The following is a 21,023-nucleotide window of genomic DNA, read 5'->3' as shown; positions in this document are numbered from 1 at the left end:
TGCGCCCGGTGCCAACGTCACACATCAAAACGGGCCGTCCCGATGGGGACAGCCCGTGTTTTTTGTTTCACACCAAACGGATAGCTTACCCGTTTACCTTTTATTCACTGGCGGTCGTCTCCAGCCCCTCGGGCTGGCCGACGACCACGAAATGCAGGTTCTCGGGGTCCAGCAATTCGCCTGCCACCCGTTTCACATCCGCCAGCGTCACCGCTTCGACTTTGTCATTGCGGGTCGGGATATAATCGATTGGCAACCCCAGCATCTGCATCCCCACAAGGATGTTTGCAATCGGCCCGTTGCCATCAAACCGCAGCGGGTAAGCGCCGGTGACATAGGTCTTGGCCGCGTCCAGTTCTTCCTGCGTCACACCGTTCTCGGCGGCCTTTGTCCATTCATCGCGGATCACATTTATGGCTTCGCTGATGCGGTCATTCGAGGAACTGACCGACCCCATGTAGACATCCGCCAGATCACGCGAGGCAAGGTAGGAATAGACACCATAGGTCAGCCCGCGCTTTTCGCGCACTTCGTTCATCAGGCGGCTTTCGAACGAGCCACCGCCCAGCACCTGATTAAGGATCAGCGCCGCGAAAAAGTCGGGATCGCTTTGGGAAATACCGTCGTGCCCGAAGACCGCGACCGATTGCGGTGTCGGGAAATCAACGACCGTGACGCCGGCAGGAATATCCACATCCGCGCGCGGCGGTTTCGGCGCACCGGTTTGCGGCAAGCCGCCCAGCAGATCATCCAGCAAGGTGCCCAGCGTTTCGGGCGTAATGTCCCCCACCGCGCCGACGTAGATCTGATCGAGCGCAAACACCGATTTATGCGCGGCCAGAATATCGTCACGGGTCAAAGCGGTGACGCTTTCGGTGGTGCCGTTTACCGGATGGGCATAGGGGTGATCGCCATAAGCGATCCCTGCAAATGTCCGGCTGGCGATGTCATTTGGATCTTTCTTGTCGGATTCAATGATCGACAACACCTGCCCGCGCACACGATCAATCGCATCCTGATCAAAGCGCGGTGTGTGAAGCGCCGCACGCAACAGGGCGATCGAGGCTTCGCGGTTCTCGGTCAGAAAACGCGCCGAGATAGACACGGAATCGCGCGAGGCATCAAAGCCGAGGCTGGTTGCAAGTTCTTCCTGCGCACGGCTGAAGTCGCGGGCATCCATGTCGCCCGCCCCTTCTTCCAGCAGACCGGTCATCAAATTGATCGCACCACGTTTTTCGGGGTCATCCAGGGACGCGCCCCCGCGAAAGCGGATTTCAAGTGCGACGAACGGAATAGAGGGTTCTTCAACCAGCCATGCGGTAATCCCGCCGGGGCTGGTGACGGATTGGATGTCGACCTCTGCACGCGCAGGCAAAGCCGCAATTAACGTGAGGGCAAGGGCGTAAAACAGTCTCATTGCGCGGCCTCCTCTTTCATAAGCCAGCCGGTGACGGATGCCCGCCGGTCGAACACTTTTTCGGCCACTTGCATGATGTCTTCAGCCGTGACCGCGTCCAGCACGTCAGGCCAGTTTTGTACATCCTCAACGGTCAACCCGATGGCAAGCGCCGAACCATAGCGGTTGGCAACACCTTCGGCATTGTCGCGGGCATAGATTTGTTCGGCGCGGATTTGCAGTTTGATCCGGTCAAGCTGTTCAGGATCGACACCGGTTTCCATAAAGCTGTCCATCGCCGCGTCCATCGCATCTTCTGCTTCTTGCAGGGTCACGCCAGCGGCAGGCACGACAACCAGGTCAAAGGCCGTGTCGTCCAACGTCGAGCCGCGGTAAAACGCCCCTGTATAGGTGGCGATTTGGGTGTCGAATTGCAGTTTTTCAGCCAGCAAGGACGTTGTCCCCCCGCCAAGGATTTCCGCCAGAATGGTCAATGCGGCCGCTTCTTCCTGTGCGCCCGGGTCCCGCTCAGGTGCCAGATAGGCGCGGCTGACATAGGGCTGCGCCACGCGGGCATCACGGAAAATCAGACGCCGTTCAGCGGTTTGCGGTGGTTCTTGCGTGCGCAGGCGTTCGGGCAGGTCGGGATTGGCGGGGATCACGCCGTAGTATTTCTCGGCCAGCGCGCGCACGTTGTCGGGATCAACATCGCCCGACACCACAAGGATCGCGTTGTTGGGGGAATAGTACAGCTCGTAAAACGCTAGCGCATCCTCCAGATCAAGCGTTTCCATCTCGTGACGCCAGCCGATCACCGGCGTGCCGTAACGGTGGTTCAGATATTGCGCGGCGTTCATCTGTTCGCTGAACAGGGCGCTGGGGTTGCTGTCCGTGCGCTGGTTGCGCTCTTCCAAAATCACATCGCGTTCGGTGCGGATGTTTTCAGGCGTCAGGCGGATGTTTTTCATCCGGTCACTTTCCATCTGCATCATCAGTTCCAGACGGTCCGCGGCGATGCGTTGGAAATAGGCGGTGTAATCATAACTGGTAAAGGCATTGTCGCGCCCGCCGTTGGCCGCAACGGTGGCGGAAAACTCGCCCGATTCCATCTTGTCGGTTGCTTTGAACAGCAGATGCTCAAGGAAATGCGCAACACCGGACGACCCTTTCGGTTCATCCGCAGATCCTGCGCGATACCAAACCATTTGCTGCACGGCAGGGGCGCGGTGGTCTTCGACAACAACAACGTCCATGCCGTTCTCAAGGGTGAAAAACGTCACCGCTTCGTTTTCGGCGGCATGCGCCATGAGCGGGGGCAGCGCAAATGCCAGTATTGCTGCAAGCGTCGGCAGTCGGAACATCACGGATCCTTTGATAAAACCATCTGCACAATGACCTACGCGACTGGGGCGTAGTTTCAAGGTAGATGACAAATTTGTAAGCTTTATGACCGTGCCCGCGCTGGCGCAGCCCCGGATTACTCGTCCGGTGCGTAGGACGGTGTGCGCGCACCGGCACGCCGCCAGCGGGAGGCTTCGCTGCTGGCATCGAGCGTTTCGCGGCGATAGGCCTGATTGTACCGGTCGACCTTGACGATACGGAACTGCGTGAAACGCGCCTTGCGCTTGCGGAACTGCGCGTCACTTTCGGCCAGATCGCCGCGGATATCAGGCGCAACGCCAAGCCGCGATGCGTGCTGTACCAGCGCGCCATCACTCGCCGGAATACCGGCATCCGCCGCTTCGGGGCGGCCGCCAAATGCGGTGATCCCCTCGTTCAGTGCAGAGCGGTCGGTCAGGTTGGCCTGTCCCGGTGTGGGCGGCGGCAGATCGCTATAGCTTGCAGGGGCTTCCAGCGGTTTGGCCGGTTGCAACATGAATTCGTTCGGCCCGTCCGACACATTTTGCAAATCGCGCAGACCCTTGTTGGCGCAGGCACCGAGGGCCAGCGGGATCAGGACAAGTAAAGCGATACGGCGCATGTGTCGTCTCCTAACGGGTGCCCTGTTCATACCTTGGTCGGGCGGGCAATGTCACTTGGGTTTTTTCGCGGTCGTCTTGGCGGTCTTTTTCGCTGTTTTGCGGCCATCATCGGCAAACAGGATCAACCCGATGGCACCGGCAAAGATAAAGACATCCGCGATGTTGTAAACAAAGGGGTTATTCCAGCCCGGCAAGGAGTTGTTCAGGAAGTCGAGCACATAGCCATAGACCAGCCGGTCCACCACATTGGCCAGCGCCCCGCCGATGAGCAAACCGGCGCTGATGCGTTCCTTGAGGCCGAATTTCCCCCGCCCGATCCAGACAAGCACCCCCGCGCAGATCGCGAGGGCAACACCGATCAGGATGTAACGGCTGGTGTCCGACCCGTCGCCGAACAGGCCGAAATTGATGCCGCGATTTTCACCGTAGCGAAAATTGACGTAGGGCGGCAGCACTTCGATTTCGCGCACCCGCCACAGTTCCCACAAATGGATCACCAGATATTTGCTGGCCTGATCTATCAGGAATGCCGCGAAGGCTGACCAAAAGAGGATGCGCATCGGAATCTGCCTTAGTGCCGGAAGTGGCGCATGTTGGTGAACACCATCGCAAGACCCGCCTCATCTGCGGCGGCAATCACTTCGTCATCGCGCATGGAACCGCCCGGCTGGATGAGCGCGGTTGCGCCGGCTTCGGCGGCGGTGATCAGACCATCAGCGAAGGGAAAGAAGGCGTCAGACGCCACAACCGAGCCTTGGGTCAAGGGTGCGGTCAGGCCCATCGCTTCGGCCATGTCCTGCGCTTTGCGTGCCGCGATGCGGGTTGAATCGACGCGGCTCATCTGGCCTGCGCCTACGCCCACGGTTGCGCCATCTTTGACGTAGATGATGGCGTTGGATTTCACGTGTTTCGCCACGGTCCATGCGAACAACAGATCGCTGAGTTCCTGTTCGGATGGCGCGCGTTTGGTCACGACTTTCAAATCATCGCGGGTGATCCGGCCCACGTCCTTGTCCTGTACCAGCCAGCCGCCGGACACCTGTCGCGCGGTCAATTGCGCCGTGTCAGGTGTGGCCAGACCGTTGGTGGTCAGCAGGCGCAGGTTCTTTTTCTTGGCAAAGATCGCCAGCGCATCGGCATCGGCATCCGGCGCGATGACCACTTCGGTAAAGATGCCGCTGATCGCTTCGGCGGTGGCGCCGTCCAGCGTTTGATTCAAGGCGATGATGCCCCCGAAAGCCGACGTGCGGTCACAGTCGAACGCGCGGGTGTAGGCTTCGATCATTGTCTCGCCGGTGCCCACGCCGCACGGGTTGGCGTGTTTGATGATCGCGCAGGCCGGACCCTGAGCGGGATCAAATTCGCTGACCAGTTCAAAGGCCGCATCGGTGTCGTTGATGTTGTTATAGGACAATTCCTTGCCCTGATGCTGTTTGGCCGTTGCCACGCCGGGGCGGTTCGATCCGTCGGTATAGAACGCCGCCTGCTGGTGCGGGTTTTCGCCATAGCGCAACGTTTGCGCCAATGTTCCGCCAAAGGTGCGACGGCGCGGTGTTTCGCCGACCTGCGCAGCCATCCAAGTGCTGACGGCGGTGTCATAAGCCGCCGTACGGGCATAAGCGGTCTGGGCCAGACGCTGACGCAGCGCATAGGTGGTCGCGCCCTTGTTGGCGTCCAGTTCCGCGATCACAGCGGCGTAATCTTCGGTATCGACGATGACGTTTACAAAGCCGTGGTTCTTGGCCGCGGAACGGATCATCGCGGGGCCACCGATGTCGATGTTTTCGATCACTGTCGCATAGTCCGCGCCCTTGGCCACGGTTTCTTCAAACGGGTACAGGTTCACCACCACCAGATCGATGCCGCCGATGTTATGCGCATCCATCGCTGCCACATGTTCATCGTTATCGCGCAGCGCCAGCAAACCGCCGTGCACCACCGGATGCAGTGTTTTCACACGGCCATCCATCATTTCGGGAAAGCCTGTGACCTCGGCCACGTCTTTCACATCCAGCCCCGCCTCGCGCAGCGCTTTTGCGGTGCCGCCAGTCGACAGCAATTCAACCCCGTGGCCGACCAATGCCTTGCCCAGTTCGACCAATCCGGTCTTGTCAGAAACAGAAAGCAGGGCGCGTTTGACGGGATACAGATCGGTCATGGGTGGGTCCTTTGGTCAGTCTTCGTTCAAATACGGCTCGTCCATCGACAAGTCTCGCACGCCAATCGCAGTTTCCTGCGCTTTGGACAAGGACCAGCGGACACGTGTGGCATAGGTAAAAGCGCTGCCAGAGAGCACAATTTGCTGCGCAGCGCGCGGTTTCAGCCGTGTGGTTTCGAGGTAAGCCCCCGGTTCAAGCGTCAGGTTATGGGTGCCATCATGGCGGAAAACCCATATTTCCCCGCTCTTTAGCGCCATAGAGATTGCAGCCCCCCCGAGGTCAACCGTGGCGTCCACATCCGGGTGCAGATGGAACCGGATGTCAAAGCGAAGCCCTTTCAATTTTCCTGCATCGAGAGCTGCGTCAAAACGACGTTTTTCAACATCTTCCAACGCCAGCAGCATATCTTCGCCCGCAAGGCCGCGCCCGTCAAAGGTCAGCTCAAGCGTGCGGGCATGGGTCAACCCGTGCGAAGTGACATATCCGTCATGACCACCCTGAAACTTGATGCCATCCGGTTGGGGCGACAATTCCACCGGCACATGGGTCGGCCCGCCGATCAGCGCCTCGACACCGGTTGCCGCGTCGGGATCCGCCAGACGGGCGCTGGAATAGCCGCCAAGGCACAATGTGGAATGCGACGGGGTGGCGCGGCCCGCGCGACGCCAGTCCAGCCCGAAGGATGCGCCGGACCCGCAATTCACCACCAAGGGACGCCGCCCCGAGGTCAGTTCGAACGCGAGGGTCGAGGCATGGGCGTTTGCACTGGCGGCACCGGTTGGCGGGGTGGCCGCGTCGATCACAATACTGGTGCGCCCGCCGGACAGACGCGCATACCCCATCGCCAACCCGTCCGGCTGCGCGGTTTTGATACGGCTCGCGGCAAGGGCGTGATCCAGCCAGCCCTCGGCCCCGCGCCCGCCACCATGAAACCGTGCCAGCCCTCCATCGGTATGGCGCAGGGAACGGAGGGTTGGCGCGATTCGCTCGATCGCGGCAAGGTGATCCTTGGGACAACTGCGCCCCGCGTCACTAAGCGCCGCAGCGGCCCAGGTCAGCAGGGTAAAGACGGCCAGCAATTCCTCGGGGTTGCGGGTGGGCAAGCCGCCCTGATCGTCAATCTGCACCGCGCATTCACGCGCCAACGCCTTGATCGCGGGGTCGGCCAAAGTTTCCTGACCCTCAAGCGAGAGGCCGGCATAGATCAGACCTGTAAGCGCCTCGAAACGCGGCAGGCCCGGTGCTGCCCCGCGCCAGCGACGCGACAGAAACTGGGTTTGTTGGACCAGCGAGCGATAGAACGCGTGGCTTTCGTCGGATTCCTGCCCGCGCAGCACAAACAATGCGTGGTTGATCCAGCGGATCAGCCGCCGCCCTGTCAAATCGGGGCTCCACCCTGGTCCGCGCCCTTTACCAAACTTGTCGATCCATCCCCAAAGCCAGCTTTGCGCGGCGTCACGTGCGGCTGCATCGCCTACCGCCGCAAGATCATCCAGCCATGAAAATCCTTGCAAATCAGCGGCATAACTCGCATCCGGCGGCGTGACGTCCCACAAGGAATGACCCGGTGCATTGATCAACGTGCCTGCGAAAAGGTAATTGCCTGCAATCAATTGCCGCCCACGCGCAAACGACCCGATCGTGCGCGGTTCAGGGGAAGACACGAAACCCTTGACGCTTGCGGTTGTGCGCGTGGCCAATGTGGCATGGACTGCATTCAACAGCCGCGCCTGACGCGCCTTGAGTGAGGTTAGGTTGAACATATTCCGACTGCCCTTGACGCTCTACTGGCGTTTGCCTGCACCATAGACCGCCAATAGGGGGGTGTCACCGTTTTTCAACCGGTGGCCGGTCAATCGGCAGGTTTGGTGGATTTGCCCCTGTTGCGCCCGCATCCCCTGCGATAACCAGCCATCAACGAGAATAAGGAACACCCGATGATTGCCAGCCTGATGATGTACGCCCGCCCCGAACTGGACGCGGAAAACACCGCATATTGGGCGGTACTGCGCGATTCATTCGGCGCGCGCGGCATCAACACGCCGGAAACGATGGACAACACCCGAGACGAATTCGAGGTGTGGCTGTCCCCTGATCTGGTTTTCAGCCAGACCTGCGGCCTGCCCTACCGCGCAACACTGGCGGAGCAGGTGACCCTGATCGGCACGGCGAACTACGCGTTAGAGGGGTGTCCGGCGGGATATTACAACAGCGTCGTTCTGGTGCGTGCCGATGATCCGCGCGAAAGGGTCGGCGAATTTGCTGACGCGCGGTTTGTTTTCAATCAGGATTGTTCGCAATCGGGATACGGGGCGGCCTATCTGTGGGCGCGCGATCACGGGTTCTGGTTTAGTGATCGCCAAGCGAGCGGCGCACATACGCAATCGGCCCGCATGGTCGCACAGGGCGAGGCCGACATTGCCGTTGTCGATGCGCAAACATGGCGGTTTATCCAGCGGTTTGACAGCTTTGCCAAGGATTTGCGGGTCATCGACAGAACCGTACCGACACCGGGACTTGCCTATATCTCGGCCAAGGGTGCGGATGCGGATCTGATGTTTGACGCAGTTGCGGAAGCGATCGAAAACCTTGATCCGGCACACCGAACATCCCTGTGCCTTGAAGGGATCGTCAAGGTGCCGCAGGCGGCCTATCTGGCCGTGGAAAACCCGCCGGTTTAGGCCTGGGCCGCCTTGCGCAGGCAGACGACGTAGAACCCGTCCATCCCGCCCAATTCGGACCAATAGTCAGGGCGCAGACGCAACCCGCCTTCGGAGGTCAGCCATTCCGGCTGGATGCCCGCGACCATCAGCGCGTCACGATCCACGCTCATATCGTCGTGGCGTTCCAGCGCTTCGTCCACCTGCACTTCGCCTTCGTCGGGCAGCAAGCTACAGGTGCAAAAAACCATACGCCCGCCGGGTTTCAGCAGTGACCATGCGTGGTCGATAAACGCGCCTTGCAGCTCGATCAGATCGCCGAATTCGGACCCGTCCTTGGCATAGGGCAAATCCGCGTGGCGGCGGATTGTGCCGGTGGCGGAGCAGGGTGCATCCAGCAGAATGGCATCAAACGTGCCTTTGACCGCGCGCACATCTTTGGTCAGGGTCTTGGCCTTTAACCCCACACGGGCAAGGTTTTCGCTGACCCGTTGCATGCGTGGCGACGAATCGTCCACCGCAGTGACATCTGCACCAGAGGCTGCGATTTGCATGGTTTTCCCACCGGGTGCGGCGCAAAGATCAAGGATCGTCTCGCCCGCTTGCGGTTTCAGGATCTGCACAGGGACCGCGGCCGCGGCGTCCTGCACCCACCAGTCACCGGAGGCAAAACCGGCCATGGTTGACACCTGCCCCGGGTTTGTAATGCGGATCGAGCCGGTCGGCAGCAAGGTGCCGCCCGTCGCTTCGGCCACTGCGGCAGCATCCGTTTTCGCCGTTAGATCCAACGGCGCACCGGCAAAATGGGCGATTTCCATCGCGGCCATTGCGTCTGCGCCCCAAGCCTCAGCCAAGGGGCCGCGCAGCCATTTCGGCAAACGCGGCGCGCGTAGGGCGTCCCAGGCGGCGGGGCCGTCGGCCGCGATCTTGCGCAGAACAGCGTTGGTCAGCCCCTTGAGATGGCTCAGTTTATTGTGTTGGCCAACCAGATTGACCATGGCGTTGACGACACCATGCGCGGCCCCGCCCTGACACAGCTCAACAGTGCCAACGCGCAGCACGTTCTGGATCGTCAGTACCGGTGGTTTCTTTAGATGTTTCTGCAACAGGCGATCCGCGCGTTCCAGACCGCGCAAAGTTTCCGTGGCCAGACGCTGGGCGCGGGCGCGGTCATCGGGGGAAAGCTTGTCCAGCACACCACTGGCTAGCAACTCCGACATCAGGCGGGGGTCTTCGCCTAGGATCTGGTCCAGCAGGTAGACGGCGCTGCGACGGGCTTGGACTCCGGTGTTTGACATCTGCTTGGTTCCTATCGGGCTAATCTGACCTATCCGAACCTCTGTGCTGTCGGGCCAATCTGGCCGATCACGCTTGTCCGCATTAAATTGCGACGTATATCAAAGGCAAGCTTGCCTCAAGAGGATGATATGACAGACCCTTTGACACAAAAGACACAGGGCGGCGACCCTGCCCCGCGCCCGATTCCCGATAATCCGGTGCCACCAACACCCACGCCCGGGCCGGATTTGCCCCCTGCCCCCAACCCGACACCTGCGCCAAAGCCCATTCCGCCCGCCGCGCAGCGTGCGCTGGCAGAAGCAGAAGAACGGCGCAAGAAGGCAGCAGCGATGGAACTGCCGCCAGAATTGGGCGGGCGCGACGGGCCAGAACCCGTGCGCTATGGGGATTGGGAGAAAAAAGGATTGGCCGTCGATTTTTAGAATCGCGGCACTTGTTAAGGCAGACCTTGGTTAGCGCAGGCTGAATTCCGCAGAATCGCCGCTGCCTTTGTCGGAGGTAAAGCGCATGCGGCTGCCGTCTGATTTGATTTCCTGACAGTTGTACCCCAAATCATCGCCCCCCCAGATCAGGGTGCGGCACAGAAATCCGTCTTTCCACGCCCATTCGCCACTGATTTCCCATGTGGCCCCTTTGCCAGTGATTTGCCCGTTCGACAAAACCTTTAGTTTGACCAAAGGCCGCGTCAGCGTTTTGCCATCGACCAAAGCGACAAATGCATCGCGGGAGGTTACCTGTTGCAGGTCGGCCAGCGCAGGGGATGCAAGACCTGCAAAAGCGGCGAAAACAGATAGGACTAAGGCTTTCATCGGGATTCTCCATCGGGTGACGTACGAATGAGTAACGTCACAAACCTTAAAAAGGTTTCATCCGCCCGAAAAATTAATCCGACAGGCCCAGCACATCCAGCATATCATATTGTCCGGCCGCACGGCCATGCCCCCAAAGCGCCGCCTTAAGCGCGCCCCGGGCAAAGACGCTGCGGTCCGATGCAACATGACGCAGGATGATCCGCTCACCAGCAGCGGCAAACATCACGTCGTGTTCACCGATAATGTCGCCGCCGCGAATGGCCGTGAACCCGATATCGCCGGATTTGCGCGCACCGGTGATGCCGTCACGCCCCCGATCGGACACATCGGCAAGTTTGACACCACGCCCCTCGGCAGCCGCTTCGCCCAACATCAGGGCCGTACCCGACGGCGCGTCGACCTTTTGATTGTGATGCGCTTCGATGATTTCGATGTCGTAATCCGTATCAAGGGCCGCAGCGACGCGTTTTGTCAGCTGTGTCAACAGGTTGACGCCAAGGCTCATGTTGCCGGCACGGATGATCGTGGCCTTTTCACCGTGGGGTGCAAGGGCGGCGATTTCATCCTCGGTCATGCCTGTGGTGCCGATAACATGCACGATGCCCGCCTGTGCGGCCAATGCGGCAAAGGCGATTGTCGCTTGCGGGGCTGTGAAATCAATCACGGCATCTGCATCAGCCAAAGCAGCGGCGGCATCGTCGGTCACTGTCACGCCCAGCGCACCGCCCCCCATCATTTCACCCACATCCTGCCCGACCCACGCATGGCCGGTCCGTTCGATTGCGCCGGTCAGTGCCATTTTATCGGAAGCATTTACCAACCCGATCAGGGTCTGCCCCATGCGGCCGGAGGCACCGGTGATTGCCACGGAAAGGGTCTGGGTCATAACATGCGCTCCTGCATCTGGATTTCGCCCCGTTTAGCGTGACCGCTGCCGCTTGGCAAAGACAATGGGAATGCTTAGGTAGGCGAATATGGGTAAGAATAATACATATGAGGGCCGCGGCCCGACACAACGCCAGCTGCGAGTTGGTGAAACGATCCGGCGGGCGCTGTCCGAGGTTCTGGCGCGCGGCGATGTCCACGACCCGGAACTGAACCGGATGTCGATCACGGTGGGGGAGGTGCGTTCGTCCTCTGACCTCAAGGTCGCGACAGCCTATGTGCTGCCACTGGGCGGCGAAGGAAAAGACGAGCTGTTGAAACTGCTGGCGCGCAACAAACACGAGATCCGCAAACAGGTCTCCAAGAAGTTGACGTTGAAGTTTTCCCCGGAACTGCGGTTTCAGCTGGATCAGACGTTTGACCAGATGGATGAAACCCGCCGGATGCTGGCGGATGCACGGGTGCGCCGCGACGCGGATGCGCCCGATGATGAACCAGACGCGGTTTCAGAGGGATGAAACTGCTGGCGGCATGGCTGGGGCTAACCCTGCTGGCGATGCCCGCCACGGGTGCCGAGTGCCGCAGCGAAACCTACCGCGACGATGCCTATACCATTTGCGAGGTCGATCTGACGGTCGAACGGCTTGAGCTGTTTTTGGCCGATGACGACGGCAAGGCCTTTGGCCATTTCGGCACGCTGGACAACGCGCTGAAGGAACAGGGGCTAAAGCTGGGCTTTGCGACCAACGCCGGCATGTATCATGATGATCGCCGCCCCGTCGGGCATTACGTGGAAAATGGTGTCGAGGTGCAGCGGGTGATCCCGAATGCAGGGCCGGGGAATTTCGGATTGCTGCCCAACGGGGTTTTGTGCCTGCGCGACGGGCGCGCCGATGTCATCGAAACCCTGACGTTTATTGAACAAGCGCCCGCGTGCCGGTCCGCCACGCAATCCGGTCCGATGTTGGTTATCGACGGTGCATTACACCCCCGGTTTCTGGTCGACAGCACATCGCGCTATATCCGCAACGGCGTTGGCACATCGCGCGACGGCACGCGTGCGGTTTTTGTCATATCGGACAGTGTGGTGACGTTTCATGCCTTTGGCTCGCTGTTTCGCGACCATCTGAAACTGCCCAATGCCCTGTATTTTGACGGCAATATTTCGCGGATGCGCGCGCCTGATCTGGGGCGCAGCGGCACCGGCTTTACCAGTCTGGGACCGATCATCGGCGTCGTCGAACCCGCACAATAGAATTCCCTCTGGGAAGTTGCGCGCCCGCACAGTATAGCGCGGGCCTGATTTGGACAAAGAGGGCATCATGGGACGCACACGCAAGGGACGCGACATTTCGGGCTGGCTGGTGGTGGATAAACCTGCGGGGCCCACGTCCACGGCCGTGGTCAACAAAGTACGCTGGGCGCTTGAGGCGAAAAAAGCGGGCCATGCCGGCACGCTTGATCCCGATGCCACCGGTGTTCTGGCGATTGCGCTGGGCGAGGCGACCAAAACGGTGCCCTATATTACCGATGCGCTGAAAGCATATGAGTTCACGGTGCGCCTTGGCGTGTCGACCAACACCGATGATGCCGAAGGCGAGGTTTTGAAAACCTCGGACCTGCGCCCCGATGACGAAGCGATCAAAGAGGCGCTGGCGGGTTTTATTGGCGACATCGAACAGGTGCCGCCGCAGTTTTCTGCCGTCAAGATTGACGGGGAGCGCGCCTATAAACGCGCCCGTGACGGCGAGGAAATGGAAATCGCGGCGCGGCCGTTGTTCGTGGAAAGCCTGTTGCTTATCGACCGGCCAGACGCCGATCATGTGACGCTTGAGATGGTGTGCGGCAAGGGCGGCTATGTCCGTTCGATCGCGCGGGATCTGGGGGCGGTGCTGGGGTGCTATGGCCATGTGCGCGAATTGCGCCGCATCTGGTCGGGACCGTTCGATGCCGGTGACGGGCTGACCATCGCGCAGATCGAAGAGATGGCGCGCACGCCTGAACTCGACACGCATTTGCTGCCGCTTGAACAGGGTTTGGTTGACCTGCCCGAGGTCAAGGCCACCGCCGAAGGGGCGGTCAAGCTGCGCAACGGCAACCCCGGCATGGTCATCGCCCATGACGTTGAATATGGCGATGAATGCTGGGCGTCCTTTGACGGGGTAGCGGTGGCTGTGGGCCGGTTCAAATCAGGTGAGTTGCATCCCAATCGGGTGTTCAACACCTAGGCTGATGATTACACGCAGCCATACCAAAGGCGACGCGCCCTCGACCGCAGTGTATTCGGATTGCGAAAGGTATCGCTATAGCCTGACGCGGGTGTGGGATGTCGCGCAGCCGAAGGTACTGTTTGTCATGCTCAACCCCTCGACCGCGACAGAAGTGCAGAACGATCCCACCGTTGAGCGCTGCGAACGGCGTGCACGGCATCTGGGGTTTGGCGGGTTTCGCGTCACCAACATCTTTGCATGGCGCGCCACTGATCCGCGTGACATGCGCGCCGCCGATGATCCGGTGGGGCCGGACAATGATGCAACCTTGCGCGAAGGCACCGCATGGGCGGATCAGATCATCGCCGCGTGGGGCGTTCATGGGGCCCATCGGGGGCGCGGGCCGCAGGTGGCGCAATTGCTACAAGCGCTGGACCGGCCGCTGTTCCATCTGGGGCTGTCAAAGGACGGTCACCCCAAGCATCCCTTGTATCTGCCCTATGCGCAACAGCCGGTTAAATGGGGTAAGGCCCTGTAAAACGAGCAGGAAACCTTAACCAGTTAACCCGTTTGCTTTTGACCTGACGGCCCTAATGTGGCTTTTATCCGGTGGCGGCAGTGGGCCGTTTTTTTGTATGGTTGGGTATCGTCATGTTGTGGTTGGCTGGTTTGATGGGTCTGATGGCGGTCAGCGCCGCCGCTTTTGTCGACATCAGCGATGACACCGACGAGACCGAGGAAACGCTGCCCGAACCTGCCAGTGACATCGAACGCGTGAACCTGATCCTTGGTTCGGCGCGGGATGAAAACATCAATGGCAGTGACGCGGATGACCGCATCAGCGCAGGCGACGGTCAAGATCTGGTGTCCGGTGGTGATGGCGACGACGAACTGCGCGGCGACGCAGGCAACGACACGTTGATCGGGCAGGCCGGCAATGACAGCCTGATCGGGTCCGACGGCGACGATGATCTGCACGGCGGCGCGTTTAACGACACGCTGACCGGACAGAATGACGATGATTTTCTTTCCGGCGGTGCGGGCGATGATGCGCTGAACGGGTCGGACGGGGATGACCGGTTGTCCGGCGGGGACGGCGATGATGCGATATCGGGTGGGTTGGGCAATGACGCGCTGCGCGGTGATGCAGGCGAGGACACGCTGTTTGGCGGCGCAGGTGATGACACGTTAAGTGGGGTTGCAGGCGACCCTGACGCAATGACCCCGCAGGATATCGACGGGCTGGACTATCTGAACGGTGGTGGCGGCGATGATGTGATCATCGTGGGTCAGGGCGATGTGCTGCACGGTGGCACCGGCGGTGATCAATTTGTGCTGGGAGGATGGGCCGACACGGGCGACAGCGCCGAAATCATTGATTTTGAACCGCAGGACGACTCCCTGTTGTTCATCTGGGATGACAGCGGTTCAGCAGTCGATGCACCGGATGTCACGGTCGCGCCGGACCCCGACAATGAGGGCCAGCTGCAGGTCTGGATGGGCGATCAGATGGTGGCGCAGGTCAGCGGCCAGACCCAACTGACGGTAGCGGATATTGCGCTGATCCCGCTCAGTTCGGCTTTGGCGATGAACCTAGTTGCGACGTAAGCGCTGATCGCCCTTGCAAATAGGCTTTGCCATCTGCCCCGATCTTTCCTATACGCCACCGTCGCCTGTTGATTCCTTCAACGGGCACACCTCCATGGGCCTGTGCTGGACGACATCCCGGCCTGCGCCATAACTCTAGCCTCTGAAAGGAGACCCCGATGTCGATTACACCTGAAGAAAAAGCACGGTTGATGAAAGAATTCGGCACCAAAGAGGGCGACACCGGTTCCCCCGAGGTGCAGGTTGCAGTTCTGAGCTCGCGCATTGCGACGCTGACAGAGCACTTCAAGACCCACAAAAAAGACAACCACGGTCGCCGTGGTCTGCTCAAGATGGTTGCGACACGTCGTAAGCTGCTGGATTACACCAAAAGCAAGGACGAAGCACGCTATCAGGACCTGATCAAGCGTCTGGGCCTGCGCCGCTAAGCGCCTGCCACATCGTTAAGTTACAGAAAACCGCGCCTGCATCAGGCGCGGTTTTTTGTTGTGTCATGCGGGTGTGACCACGTTGATCGTCGGGCTGCGCTGTTCGATCGCTTCTGCCGCGTCCAGCATGATGTCTTCGCGGTAGCGCGCGCTGATCAACTGGGCCCCCAGCGGGGTGTGGCCCGCCTCGCCGCTGCCGAAACCGGTGAAAACAGACATCCCCGGCAACCCCATCAGGGGCAGCCCCACCTGCGTCAACTGCGCCTCAAGACAGCGGGCAAAATCGTCGAGGTCAAGCAGATCGGGAAAAGGCGGTTCTGACGAGACAGGGCAGATCAGCACGGGGTATTGCGCCAGAAACATTTCCCATTCGCGCAAAAAGCCGACGCGCGCTTGCAGCGCATCCAGCACCTCGTTCAGGTCGGGCAAGGCGGTGATCTTGTGCATTTCCGCCAGCACGTGCAGCGCATCAGGGTCGGCTTCCTGCGCGAACATCGCCTTGGCCCCGCGCTCCATCTCTGCAAGCCAAAGCTGCGCTTGCAAACGGGCGGGGGCACGAAAGGGCGGGCTGTCCACCTCGGTCACGTCCCATCCTGCATCAATCAGCCGCTCGGCCGCGCGGCGCAGGGATTGCTCCACCAAGGGGTGCGTGTTCAGCCCTTCGGGATTCACGCAGAGTGCCGCACGGCGGGGGTATGCCGCACCCTTCATCGGGGCGGGTACGTGCCAGGGGTCTTGTAGATCGGGCTGTGCCATCACATCCAAGGTCAGCCGCAAATCCGCAACAGAACGTGCATGCGGGCCAGACACGGCCATCAACTGCGCACCGATATGACGGTCCGGCGCAGAAGCGTTGCGCGCCGCGACACGCCCCAAGGTCGGGCGGATGCCCTGTAGCCCGCAGGCATAGGCAGGATAGCGGATCGACCCGCCGATGTCGGTGCCATGACCCATTGCCCCGATCCCCGCCGCCGTGGCCGCAGCCGCACCGCCAGACGATCCGCCGGGTGTGATCGCGGGATTGTGGGGATTTTTCGTGTGCCCATGCAGGGAATTGCGTGTGAACCAGCGCAATGAAAACGCGGGCGTGTTGGTGCGCCCGACAATGACCGCCCCCGCGCGGCGCAGGTTGGCAACGACGGGGCTATCTGTGGTGGCAATCAGGTCTTTCTGGATTTGCAAACCGTTGGTCGTGGCAAAGCCGGTCTGGTCAACGTTTTCCTTTGTCGTGACAGGCACCCCCGCCATCGGCCCTAATGTTGCGCCGGCGGCACGGGCGCGGTCCACCTCATCCGCCGCTTGCAGCGCCTCTTCGTCATTGCGCGCCACAACCGCGTTGATCGCAGGGTTCACGGCGTCCATCCGCGCAAGGACCGCCTGTGTGACTTCGCGCGCGGTCACATCGCCGGCTTTGACAGCTTTGGCGATTTGCGTTGCACTGCGTTCGAACAATTCCATAGACCCCTCCGTTTCAGTTCAGACTGGCACGAACGACTTGTCTTGCACAGTTGCAACTTTGCTTTTACCCCTTTCGAAGTTTTGAAATCGGGAGACCAAGATGCAGAAGACAGTGGTGAACAGCTGGAACGAATGGGACCCGCTGAAACATGTGATCGTCGGTCGCGCCGATGATTGTCATATCCCACCAGAAGAACCTGCGCTGGATGCCAAGGTCCCTGAGGACAGCGACATGCGTGGCCAGTGGGGACGCCGCCCGCAAGAAACCATCGATCGTGCGAACGAACTGTTGGATAATTTTGCAGGCATGCTGGAAAAGCGCGGCGTGCGGGTGGATCGGCCAACTTCGATTGACCATTCCCTGCCCGCTACGACGCCCGATTTTCATACAGAAAGCCAGTTCGGTTGCATGCCGCCGCGCGATGTATTGCTGACCGTGGGGTCAGAGATGCTTGAGGCGACGATGTCCTATCGCTGCCGGTGGTTCGAATACCTGAATTACCGCCCGCTGATGCAGCAGTATTTTGATGAAGACCCGAATTTCCGGCACGAATCCGCGCCCAAGCCGCGGCTGACGGATGCCGATTATCATCCCGATTACCTCTCCGAGAAGATTGGCGACGCCAAGCGGCTGGAATGGGCGGCCAAGAAGTTCTTTGTCACCACCGAAGAAGAGCCGTTGTTTGATGCGGCGGATGTGCTGCGCTTTGGCCGTGATCTGGTGGTACAGCACGGGTTTACGACGAACCTTAAGGGGATCGAATGGCTGCGCCGTCACTTCCCCGATCACCGCGTGCATACGGTGAACTTTCCCGGCGATCCCTATCCGATCCACATTGATGCGACCTTTACACCGCTGCGTCCCGGTCTGATCCTGAACAACCCGCAGCGACGCTTACCCGAAGACCAGCGCGGGATGTTTGAGGCGAACGGTTGGGAGATCGTCGATGCCGCCCAGCCCGCCCATAACACGCCGCCGCCGCTGTGTTATTCATCGACGTGGCTGAGCATGAATGTGCTGGTGCTGGACCCGAAAACCGTATGTGTTGAAAAGTCCGAGGTCTATCAAGCCGAGCAGATGGACAAGCTGGGCATGGAAGTGGTCGAGGTCGAGCTGCGCGATGCCTATGCGTTCGGCGGCGGGCTGCACTGCTGCACGGCGGATGTGCACCGTGAAGGGGTTTGTGAGGATTATTTCCCGAGCCTGTCAGCCTGAAACCAGTGATGTCCATCCTCGCAGCAGTGTTCTGCGGGGATGGCAGGATGTACGCTCAGGCGTTTGTGTTCAGACAGGCATGTTGTCGAAAAAGTCTACTGACGTGTCCTGCTCATAAGACGCCTGAAAACTTCGCCTCGTGCGCGGCATTGGCTCAACATTTGTGTCAAGGCGGCCAGCAATCTGCTGAAACTTTGAGGCCAGCCTCATCCGCTCATCCGGCGGAGCCGCTTCAAACGCGCGTTCCAACTGCTCAATCTGTCGTTCCAAATCATGCGTCGTCATCGTTGCATCCTCCCAGCTGCGATTCCCGTTATAGTAACATTTTGTCGCCCGCCTGTGGTTAATGATAGGTAAACTTAGCCGGATCGGCCATTTGTTGCTCTTGCTGTCTGGGATTGGATAGACGCTGCACGAAAATAAGGCATAGCTTGTAAAAAAGGGCCACTTCGCGATCTGGAAGAGACGTGCAGCGGCACAAAAAGAGCTGTCGCATTGCCTTTAAAGATTTTTACAAGTCTCGATAAAAACATGCCTGAGTATCGTACCGACGCATTGCGCTCCATCAGGGGACGACGTGAAACGGATTTGCGCAAAACGGGCCGTTTTTACCAACCCTTCCCCTCTCCCCCAAACTCCTGTACACGCGCGACATCTGAAAGCCGGCGCCCGGACTCCAGCGCCGACCAAATAAGATACCGGAGTCAGAGGCAATTCGGCCTCTATGCAAATGGCCCGACGTGGGCCAACACAGGAAACGTAGATGTTTAACGTAACGAAAAAATCGATGGAGTGGGGCGAAGAGACGCTGACACTCGAAACCGGCAAGGTTGCCCGTCAGGCGGACGGTTCTGTCATTGCGACACTGGGCGAAACCAGCGTCATGGCAAACGTGACTTTTGCACGGGCACAAAAGCCGGGTCAGGACTTCTTTCCCCTGACCGTGCACTACAACGAGAAATACTACGCTGCGGGTAAAATCCCCGGCGGCTTTTTCAAGCGCGAAGCGCGTCCGACTGAAAAAGAAACACTGACAAGCCGTCTGATCGACCGTCCGATCCGCCCGCTGTTCGTTCCCGGCTTCAAAAACGAAGTTCTGGTGATGTGTACAGTTCTGTCGCACGATCTGGTTAACGACCCCGACATGGTTGCGATGATCGCTGCCTCTGCCGCGCTGACCATTTCCGGCGCGCCGTTCATGGGCCCGATTGCGGCATGCCGCGTGGGTTATGAGGGTGGCGAATACATCCTGAACCCTGAAATCGACGACATGCAGAACCTGCGTATGAACCCCGATCAGCGTTTGGATCTGGTTGTTGCCGGCACCAAAGACGCCGTGATGATGGTTGAATCCGAAGCTTACGAGCTGACCGAAGAGGAAATGCTGGGCGCGGTTAAGTTTGCGCATGACAGCATCCAGCCCGTCATCGACCTGATCATTGATCTGGCCGAATCCGCTGCGAAAGAGCCGTTTGATTTCCAGCCTGTTGATTATTCCGCGCTGTCCGCAGCCGTGAAGAAAGCCGGCGAGAAAGAAATGCGCGCCGCGTTTGCGATTGCGGACAAGCAAGAGCGTACAACAGCTGTGGCTGAAGCCCGCGAGCTGATCAAATCCAAGCTGTCCGAGGACGAGCTGGCTGACGGCAACCTTGGTTCCGCGATGAAGGGCCTTGAGGCGTCTATCCTGCGCGGCGATGTGGTGAAAACCGGCAAGCGCATCGACGGTCGTAAAACGGACGAGATCCGCGATATCGTATCCGAGACAGGCGTTCTGCCACGGACCCACGGTTCGGCCTTGTTCACCCGTGGTGAAACACAGGGTCTGGTTGTGACCACACTGGGCACCGGTGACGACGAGCAATTCATTGACGCGCTGCACGGCAACTTCAAATCCAACTTCCTGCTGCACTATAACTTCCCTCCCTACTCGGTTGGTGAAGTTGGTCGCGTGGGCCCTCCAGGCCGTCGTGAAATCGGTCACGGCAAGCTGGCGTGGCGTGCGTTGCAGGCAGTTCTGCCAGCACCAACTGATTTCCCATACACCGTGCGCGTTGTGTCAGAGATCACTGAATCAAACGGTTCGTCTTCAATGGCGTCCGTCTGTGGTGGTTCCTTGTCCATGATGGACGCGGGCGTTCCGTTGAAATCAGCCGTTGCCGGTGTTGCGATGGGTCTGATCATGGAAGAAGACGGGTCATATGCGATCCTGTCCGACATCCTTGGTGACGAAGACCACCTTGGCGACATGGACTTTAAGGTTGCCGGTACAGAAACAGGCATCACGTCCTTGCAGATGGACATCAAGATCGCGGGCATCACGCCAGAGATCATGGAAAAAGCATTGGCTCAGGCCAAAGCAGGCCGTCTTCATATCCTTGGCGAGATGAACAAAGCGCTGTCCGGTGCCGCTGAATTCTCCGAGCACGCACCACGTATCGAGACCATGCAGATCCCGACGGATAAAATCCGCGAAGTGATCGGTTCCGGCGGTAAAGTCATCCGCGAGATCGTCGAAGTGTCCGGCGCGAAGGTCGACATCAACGACGAAGGCATCATCAAGATTGCAAGCCCGAACGGCGAAGCGATCAAGAAAGCCTACGACATGATCCACTCGATCGTGGCCGAGCCAGAAGAAGGCATGATTTACACCGGTACCGTCGTGAAAATCGTCGACTTCGGTGCCTTCGTGAACTTCTTTGGCAAGCGCGACGGTCTGGTGCACGTGTCCCAGATCGAAAACCGCCGCCTGAACCACCCTTCAGATGTTCTGAAAGAAGGTCAGGAAGTGAAAGTGAAGCTTTTGGGCTTTGACGACCGCGGTAAGGTGCGCCTGTCGATGAAAGTTGTCGATCAGGAAACCGGCGAAGAAGTTAAGGAAGAGAAAGCGGAAGATTGATCCGCTGATCTTTT

At 59.6% G+C, this 21,023-nt stretch carries 21 protein-coding genes; 10 read left to right on the top strand and 11 right to left on the bottom strand.

Going from position 1 to position 21,023, the window contains the following annotated elements; translation table 11 throughout:
* Nucleotides 1-100: 100 nt before the first annotated feature.
* The 6 genes from Z947_RS0105220 to Z947_RS0105195 form a co-directional block, all read right to left on the bottom strand.
* Nucleotides 101-1,417, bottom strand: coding sequence for a M16 family metallopeptidase (locus Z947_RS0105220; RefSeq protein ID WP_025043265.1), 1,317 nt, complete (start codon nt 1,415-1,417; stop codon nt 101-103).
* Entirely contained in the window at nt 1,414-2,757 is a 1,344-nt protein-coding gene (locus Z947_RS0105215; protein ID WP_025043264.1) for a M16 family metallopeptidase, read from the bottom strand. Before Z947_RS0105215 ends, Z947_RS0105220 begins: the two co-directional genes overlap by 4 nt.
* Before the next feature lie 116 nt (nt 2,758-2,873).
* A complete protein-coding gene (locus Z947_RS0105210; protein WP_025043263.1) occupies nt 2,874-3,377 on the bottom strand; it encodes a DUF3035 domain-containing protein in 504 nt (167 codons plus the stop codon).
* 51 nt (nt 3,378-3,428) lie between these two features.
* On the bottom strand, nt 3,429-3,938 hold the full coding sequence (gene lspA, locus Z947_RS0105205) for a signal peptidase II (protein WP_025043262.1): 510 nt from the start codon (nt 3,936-3,938) through the stop codon (nt 3,429-3,431).
* Between the two features lie 11 nt (nt 3,939-3,949).
* Nucleotides 3,950-5,536, bottom strand: coding sequence for a bifunctional phosphoribosylaminoimidazolecarboxamide formyltransferase/IMP cyclohydrolase (purH, locus tag Z947_RS0105200; protein WP_025043261.1), 1,587 nt, complete (start codon nt 5,534-5,536; stop codon nt 3,950-3,952).
* Nucleotides 5,537-5,551: 15 nt separating this feature from the next.
* Nucleotides 5,552-7,300 carry a heparinase II/III family protein gene (locus Z947_RS0105195; RefSeq protein ID WP_025043260.1) on the bottom strand — a complete coding sequence of 583 codons (1,749 nt, stop codon included), beginning with the start codon at nt 7,298-7,300 and terminating at the stop codon, nt 5,552-5,554.
* Nucleotides 7,301-7,474: 174 nt separating this feature from the next.
* Here Z947_RS0105195 and Z947_RS0105190 point away from each other — a divergent pair, with 174 nt between their 5' ends.
* Nucleotides 7,475-8,218, top strand: coding sequence for a phosphate/phosphite/phosphonate ABC transporter substrate-binding protein (locus tag Z947_RS0105190; protein WP_025043259.1), 744 nt, complete (start codon nt 7,475-7,477; stop codon nt 8,216-8,218).
* Here the strand turns inward: Z947_RS0105190 and Z947_RS0105185 are convergent.
* Nucleotides 8,215-9,495, bottom strand: a complete 1,281-nt coding sequence (locus tag Z947_RS0105185; protein WP_025043258.1) for an RsmB/NOP family class I SAM-dependent RNA methyltransferase — start codon at nt 9,493-9,495, stop codon at nt 8,215-8,217. The genes Z947_RS0105190 and Z947_RS0105185 overlap by 4 nt on opposite strands.
* A 129-nt stretch (nt 9,496-9,624) precedes the next feature.
* Here Z947_RS0105185 and Z947_RS0105180 point away from each other — a divergent pair, with 129 nt between their 5' ends.
* A complete protein-coding gene (locus tag Z947_RS0105180; RefSeq protein WP_025043257.1) occupies nt 9,625-9,918 on the top strand; it encodes a DUF1674 domain-containing protein in 294 nt (97 codons plus the stop codon).
* Nucleotides 9,919-9,948: 30 nt separating this feature from the next.
* Here the strand turns inward: Z947_RS0105180 and Z947_RS0105175 are convergent, their stop codons facing one another.
* On the bottom strand, nt 9,949-10,305 hold the full coding sequence (locus tag Z947_RS0105175) for a hypothetical protein (protein ID WP_025043256.1): 357 nt from the start codon (nt 10,303-10,305) through the stop codon (nt 9,949-9,951).
* 73 nt (nt 10,306-10,378) lie between these two features.
* Nucleotides 10,379-11,194, bottom strand: coding sequence for a 4-hydroxy-tetrahydrodipicolinate reductase (dapB, locus tag Z947_RS0105170; RefSeq protein ID WP_025043255.1), 816 nt, complete (start codon nt 11,192-11,194; stop codon nt 10,379-10,381).
* Between the two features lie 88 nt (nt 11,195-11,282).
* Between dapB and rbfA the strand changes: the two genes are divergently transcribed.
* From rbfA to rpsO, 6 genes are all read left to right on the top strand, one after another.
* Nucleotides 11,283-11,711 (top strand): 30S ribosome-binding factor RbfA, encoded by a 429-nt coding sequence (rbfA, locus tag Z947_RS0105165; RefSeq protein WP_025043254.1) that lies wholly within the window; start codon nt 11,283-11,285, stop codon nt 11,709-11,711.
* Nucleotides 11,708-12,448, top strand: a complete 741-nt coding sequence (locus tag Z947_RS0105160) for a phosphodiester glycosidase family protein (RefSeq protein ID WP_025043253.1) — start codon at nt 11,708-11,710, stop codon at nt 12,446-12,448. Before rbfA ends, Z947_RS0105160 begins: the two co-directional genes overlap by 4 nt.
* Before the next feature lie 67 nt (nt 12,449-12,515).
* Complete coding sequence (gene truB / locus Z947_RS0105155; RefSeq protein ID WP_025043252.1) at nt 12,516-13,421, top strand: tRNA pseudouridine(55) synthase TruB; 906 nt, start codon at nt 12,516-12,518, stop codon at nt 13,419-13,421.
* A gap of 4 nt (nt 13,422-13,425) precedes the next feature.
* Nucleotides 13,426-13,941 carry a DUF1643 domain-containing protein gene (locus tag Z947_RS0105150; protein ID WP_025043251.1) on the top strand — a complete coding sequence of 172 codons (516 nt, stop codon included), beginning with the start codon at nt 13,426-13,428 and terminating at the stop codon, nt 13,939-13,941.
* A gap of 113 nt (nt 13,942-14,054) precedes the next feature.
* Entirely contained in the window at nt 14,055-15,011 is a 957-nt protein-coding gene (locus Z947_RS0105145) for a calcium-binding protein (RefSeq protein WP_025043250.1), read from the top strand.
* A gap of 158 nt (nt 15,012-15,169) precedes the next feature.
* Nucleotides 15,170-15,439 (top strand): 30S ribosomal protein S15, encoded by a 270-nt coding sequence (rpsO, locus tag Z947_RS0105140; protein ID WP_025043249.1) that lies wholly within the window; start codon nt 15,170-15,172, stop codon nt 15,437-15,439.
* Between the two features lie 63 nt (nt 15,440-15,502).
* Here rpsO and Z947_RS0105135 read toward each other — a convergent pair whose 3' ends face one another.
* A complete protein-coding gene (locus Z947_RS0105135; RefSeq protein WP_025043248.1) occupies nt 15,503-16,897 on the bottom strand; it encodes an amidase family protein in 1,395 nt (464 codons plus the stop codon).
* A gap of 100 nt (nt 16,898-16,997) precedes the next feature.
* Between Z947_RS0105135 and Z947_RS0105130 the strand changes: the two genes are divergently transcribed.
* On the top strand, nt 16,998-18,113 hold the full coding sequence (locus Z947_RS0105130; protein WP_025043247.1) for a serine/threonine protein kinase: 1,116 nt from the start codon (nt 16,998-17,000) through the stop codon (nt 18,111-18,113).
* A gap of 69 nt (nt 18,114-18,182) precedes the next feature.
* Here Z947_RS0105130 and Z947_RS0105125 read toward each other — a convergent pair whose 3' ends face one another.
* On the bottom strand, nt 18,183-18,398 hold the full coding sequence (locus tag Z947_RS0105125) for a hypothetical protein (protein WP_025043246.1): 216 nt from the start codon (nt 18,396-18,398) through the stop codon (nt 18,183-18,185).
* 478 nt (nt 18,399-18,876) lie between these two features.
* On the opposite strand from Z947_RS0105125, the gene pnp reads away from it, so the two are divergent.
* Entirely contained in the window at nt 18,877-21,009 is a 2,133-nt protein-coding gene (gene pnp / locus Z947_RS0105120; protein WP_025043245.1) for a polyribonucleotide nucleotidyltransferase, read from the top strand.
* The last annotated feature ends 14 nt before the right edge of the window (nt 21,010-21,023 follow it).

Source organism: Sulfitobacter geojensis (assembly GCF_000622325.1).
GTDB classification, from domain to species: domain Bacteria; phylum Pseudomonadota; class Alphaproteobacteria; order Rhodobacterales; family Rhodobacteraceae; genus Sulfitobacter; species Sulfitobacter geojensis.
This window is presented reverse-complemented; position numbering and strand designations above follow the sequence as displayed.

Coding starts and splice junctions, on each gene's coding strand:
- Z947_RS0105220 (WP_025043265.1), bottom strand. CDS start 1,417: ATGAGACTGTTTTACGCCCTTGCCCTCACGTTAATTGCGGCTTTGCCT.
- Z947_RS0105215 (WP_025043264.1), bottom strand. CDS start 2,757: ATGTTCCGACTGCCGACGCTTGCAGCAATACTGGCATTTGCGCTGCCC.
- Z947_RS0105210 (WP_025043263.1), bottom strand. CDS start 3,377: ATGCGCCGTATCGCTTTACTTGTCCTGATCCCGCTGGCCCTCGGTGCC.
- lspA (WP_025043262.1), bottom strand. CDS start 3,938: ATGCGCATCCTCTTTTGGTCAGCCTTCGCGGCATTCCTGATAGATCAG.
- purH (WP_025043261.1), bottom strand. CDS start 5,536: ATGACCGATCTGTATCCCGTCAAACGCGCCCTGCTTTCTGTTTCTGAC.
- Z947_RS0105195 (WP_025043260.1), bottom strand. CDS start 7,300: ATGTTCAACCTAACCTCACTCAAGGCGCGTCAGGCGCGGCTGTTGAAT.
- Z947_RS0105190 (WP_025043259.1), top strand. CDS start 7,475: ATGATTGCCAGCCTGATGATGTACGCCCGCCCCGAACTGGACGCGGAA.
- Z947_RS0105185 (WP_025043258.1), bottom strand. CDS start 9,495: ATGTCAAACACCGGAGTCCAAGCCCGTCGCAGCGCCGTCTACCTGCTG.
- Z947_RS0105180 (WP_025043257.1), top strand. CDS start 9,625: ATGACAGACCCTTTGACACAAAAGACACAGGGCGGCGACCCTGCCCCG.
- Z947_RS0105175 (WP_025043256.1), bottom strand. CDS start 10,305: ATGAAAGCCTTAGTCCTATCTGTTTTCGCCGCTTTTGCAGGTCTTGCA.
- dapB (WP_025043255.1), bottom strand. CDS start 11,194: ATGACCCAGACCCTTTCCGTGGCAATCACCGGTGCCTCCGGCCGCATG.
- rbfA (WP_025043254.1), top strand. CDS start 11,283: ATGGGTAAGAATAATACATATGAGGGCCGCGGCCCGACACAACGCCAG.
- Z947_RS0105160 (WP_025043253.1), top strand. CDS start 11,708: ATGAAACTGCTGGCGGCATGGCTGGGGCTAACCCTGCTGGCGATGCCC.
- truB (WP_025043252.1), top strand. CDS start 12,516: ATGGGACGCACACGCAAGGGACGCGACATTTCGGGCTGGCTGGTGGTG.
- Z947_RS0105150 (WP_025043251.1), top strand. CDS start 13,426: ATGATTACACGCAGCCATACCAAAGGCGACGCGCCCTCGACCGCAGTG.
- Z947_RS0105145 (WP_025043250.1), top strand. CDS start 14,055: ATGTTGTGGTTGGCTGGTTTGATGGGTCTGATGGCGGTCAGCGCCGCC.
- rpsO (WP_025043249.1), top strand. CDS start 15,170: ATGTCGATTACACCTGAAGAAAAAGCACGGTTGATGAAAGAATTCGGC.
- Z947_RS0105135 (WP_025043248.1), bottom strand. CDS start 16,897: ATGGAATTGTTCGAACGCAGTGCAACGCAAATCGCCAAAGCTGTCAAA.
- Z947_RS0105130 (WP_025043247.1), top strand. CDS start 16,998: ATGCAGAAGACAGTGGTGAACAGCTGGAACGAATGGGACCCGCTGAAA.
- Z947_RS0105125 (WP_025043246.1), bottom strand. CDS start 18,398: ATGACGACGCATGATTTGGAACGACAGATTGAGCAGTTGGAACGCGCG.
- pnp (WP_025043245.1), top strand. CDS start 18,877: ATGTTTAACGTAACGAAAAAATCGATGGAGTGGGGCGAAGAGACGCTG.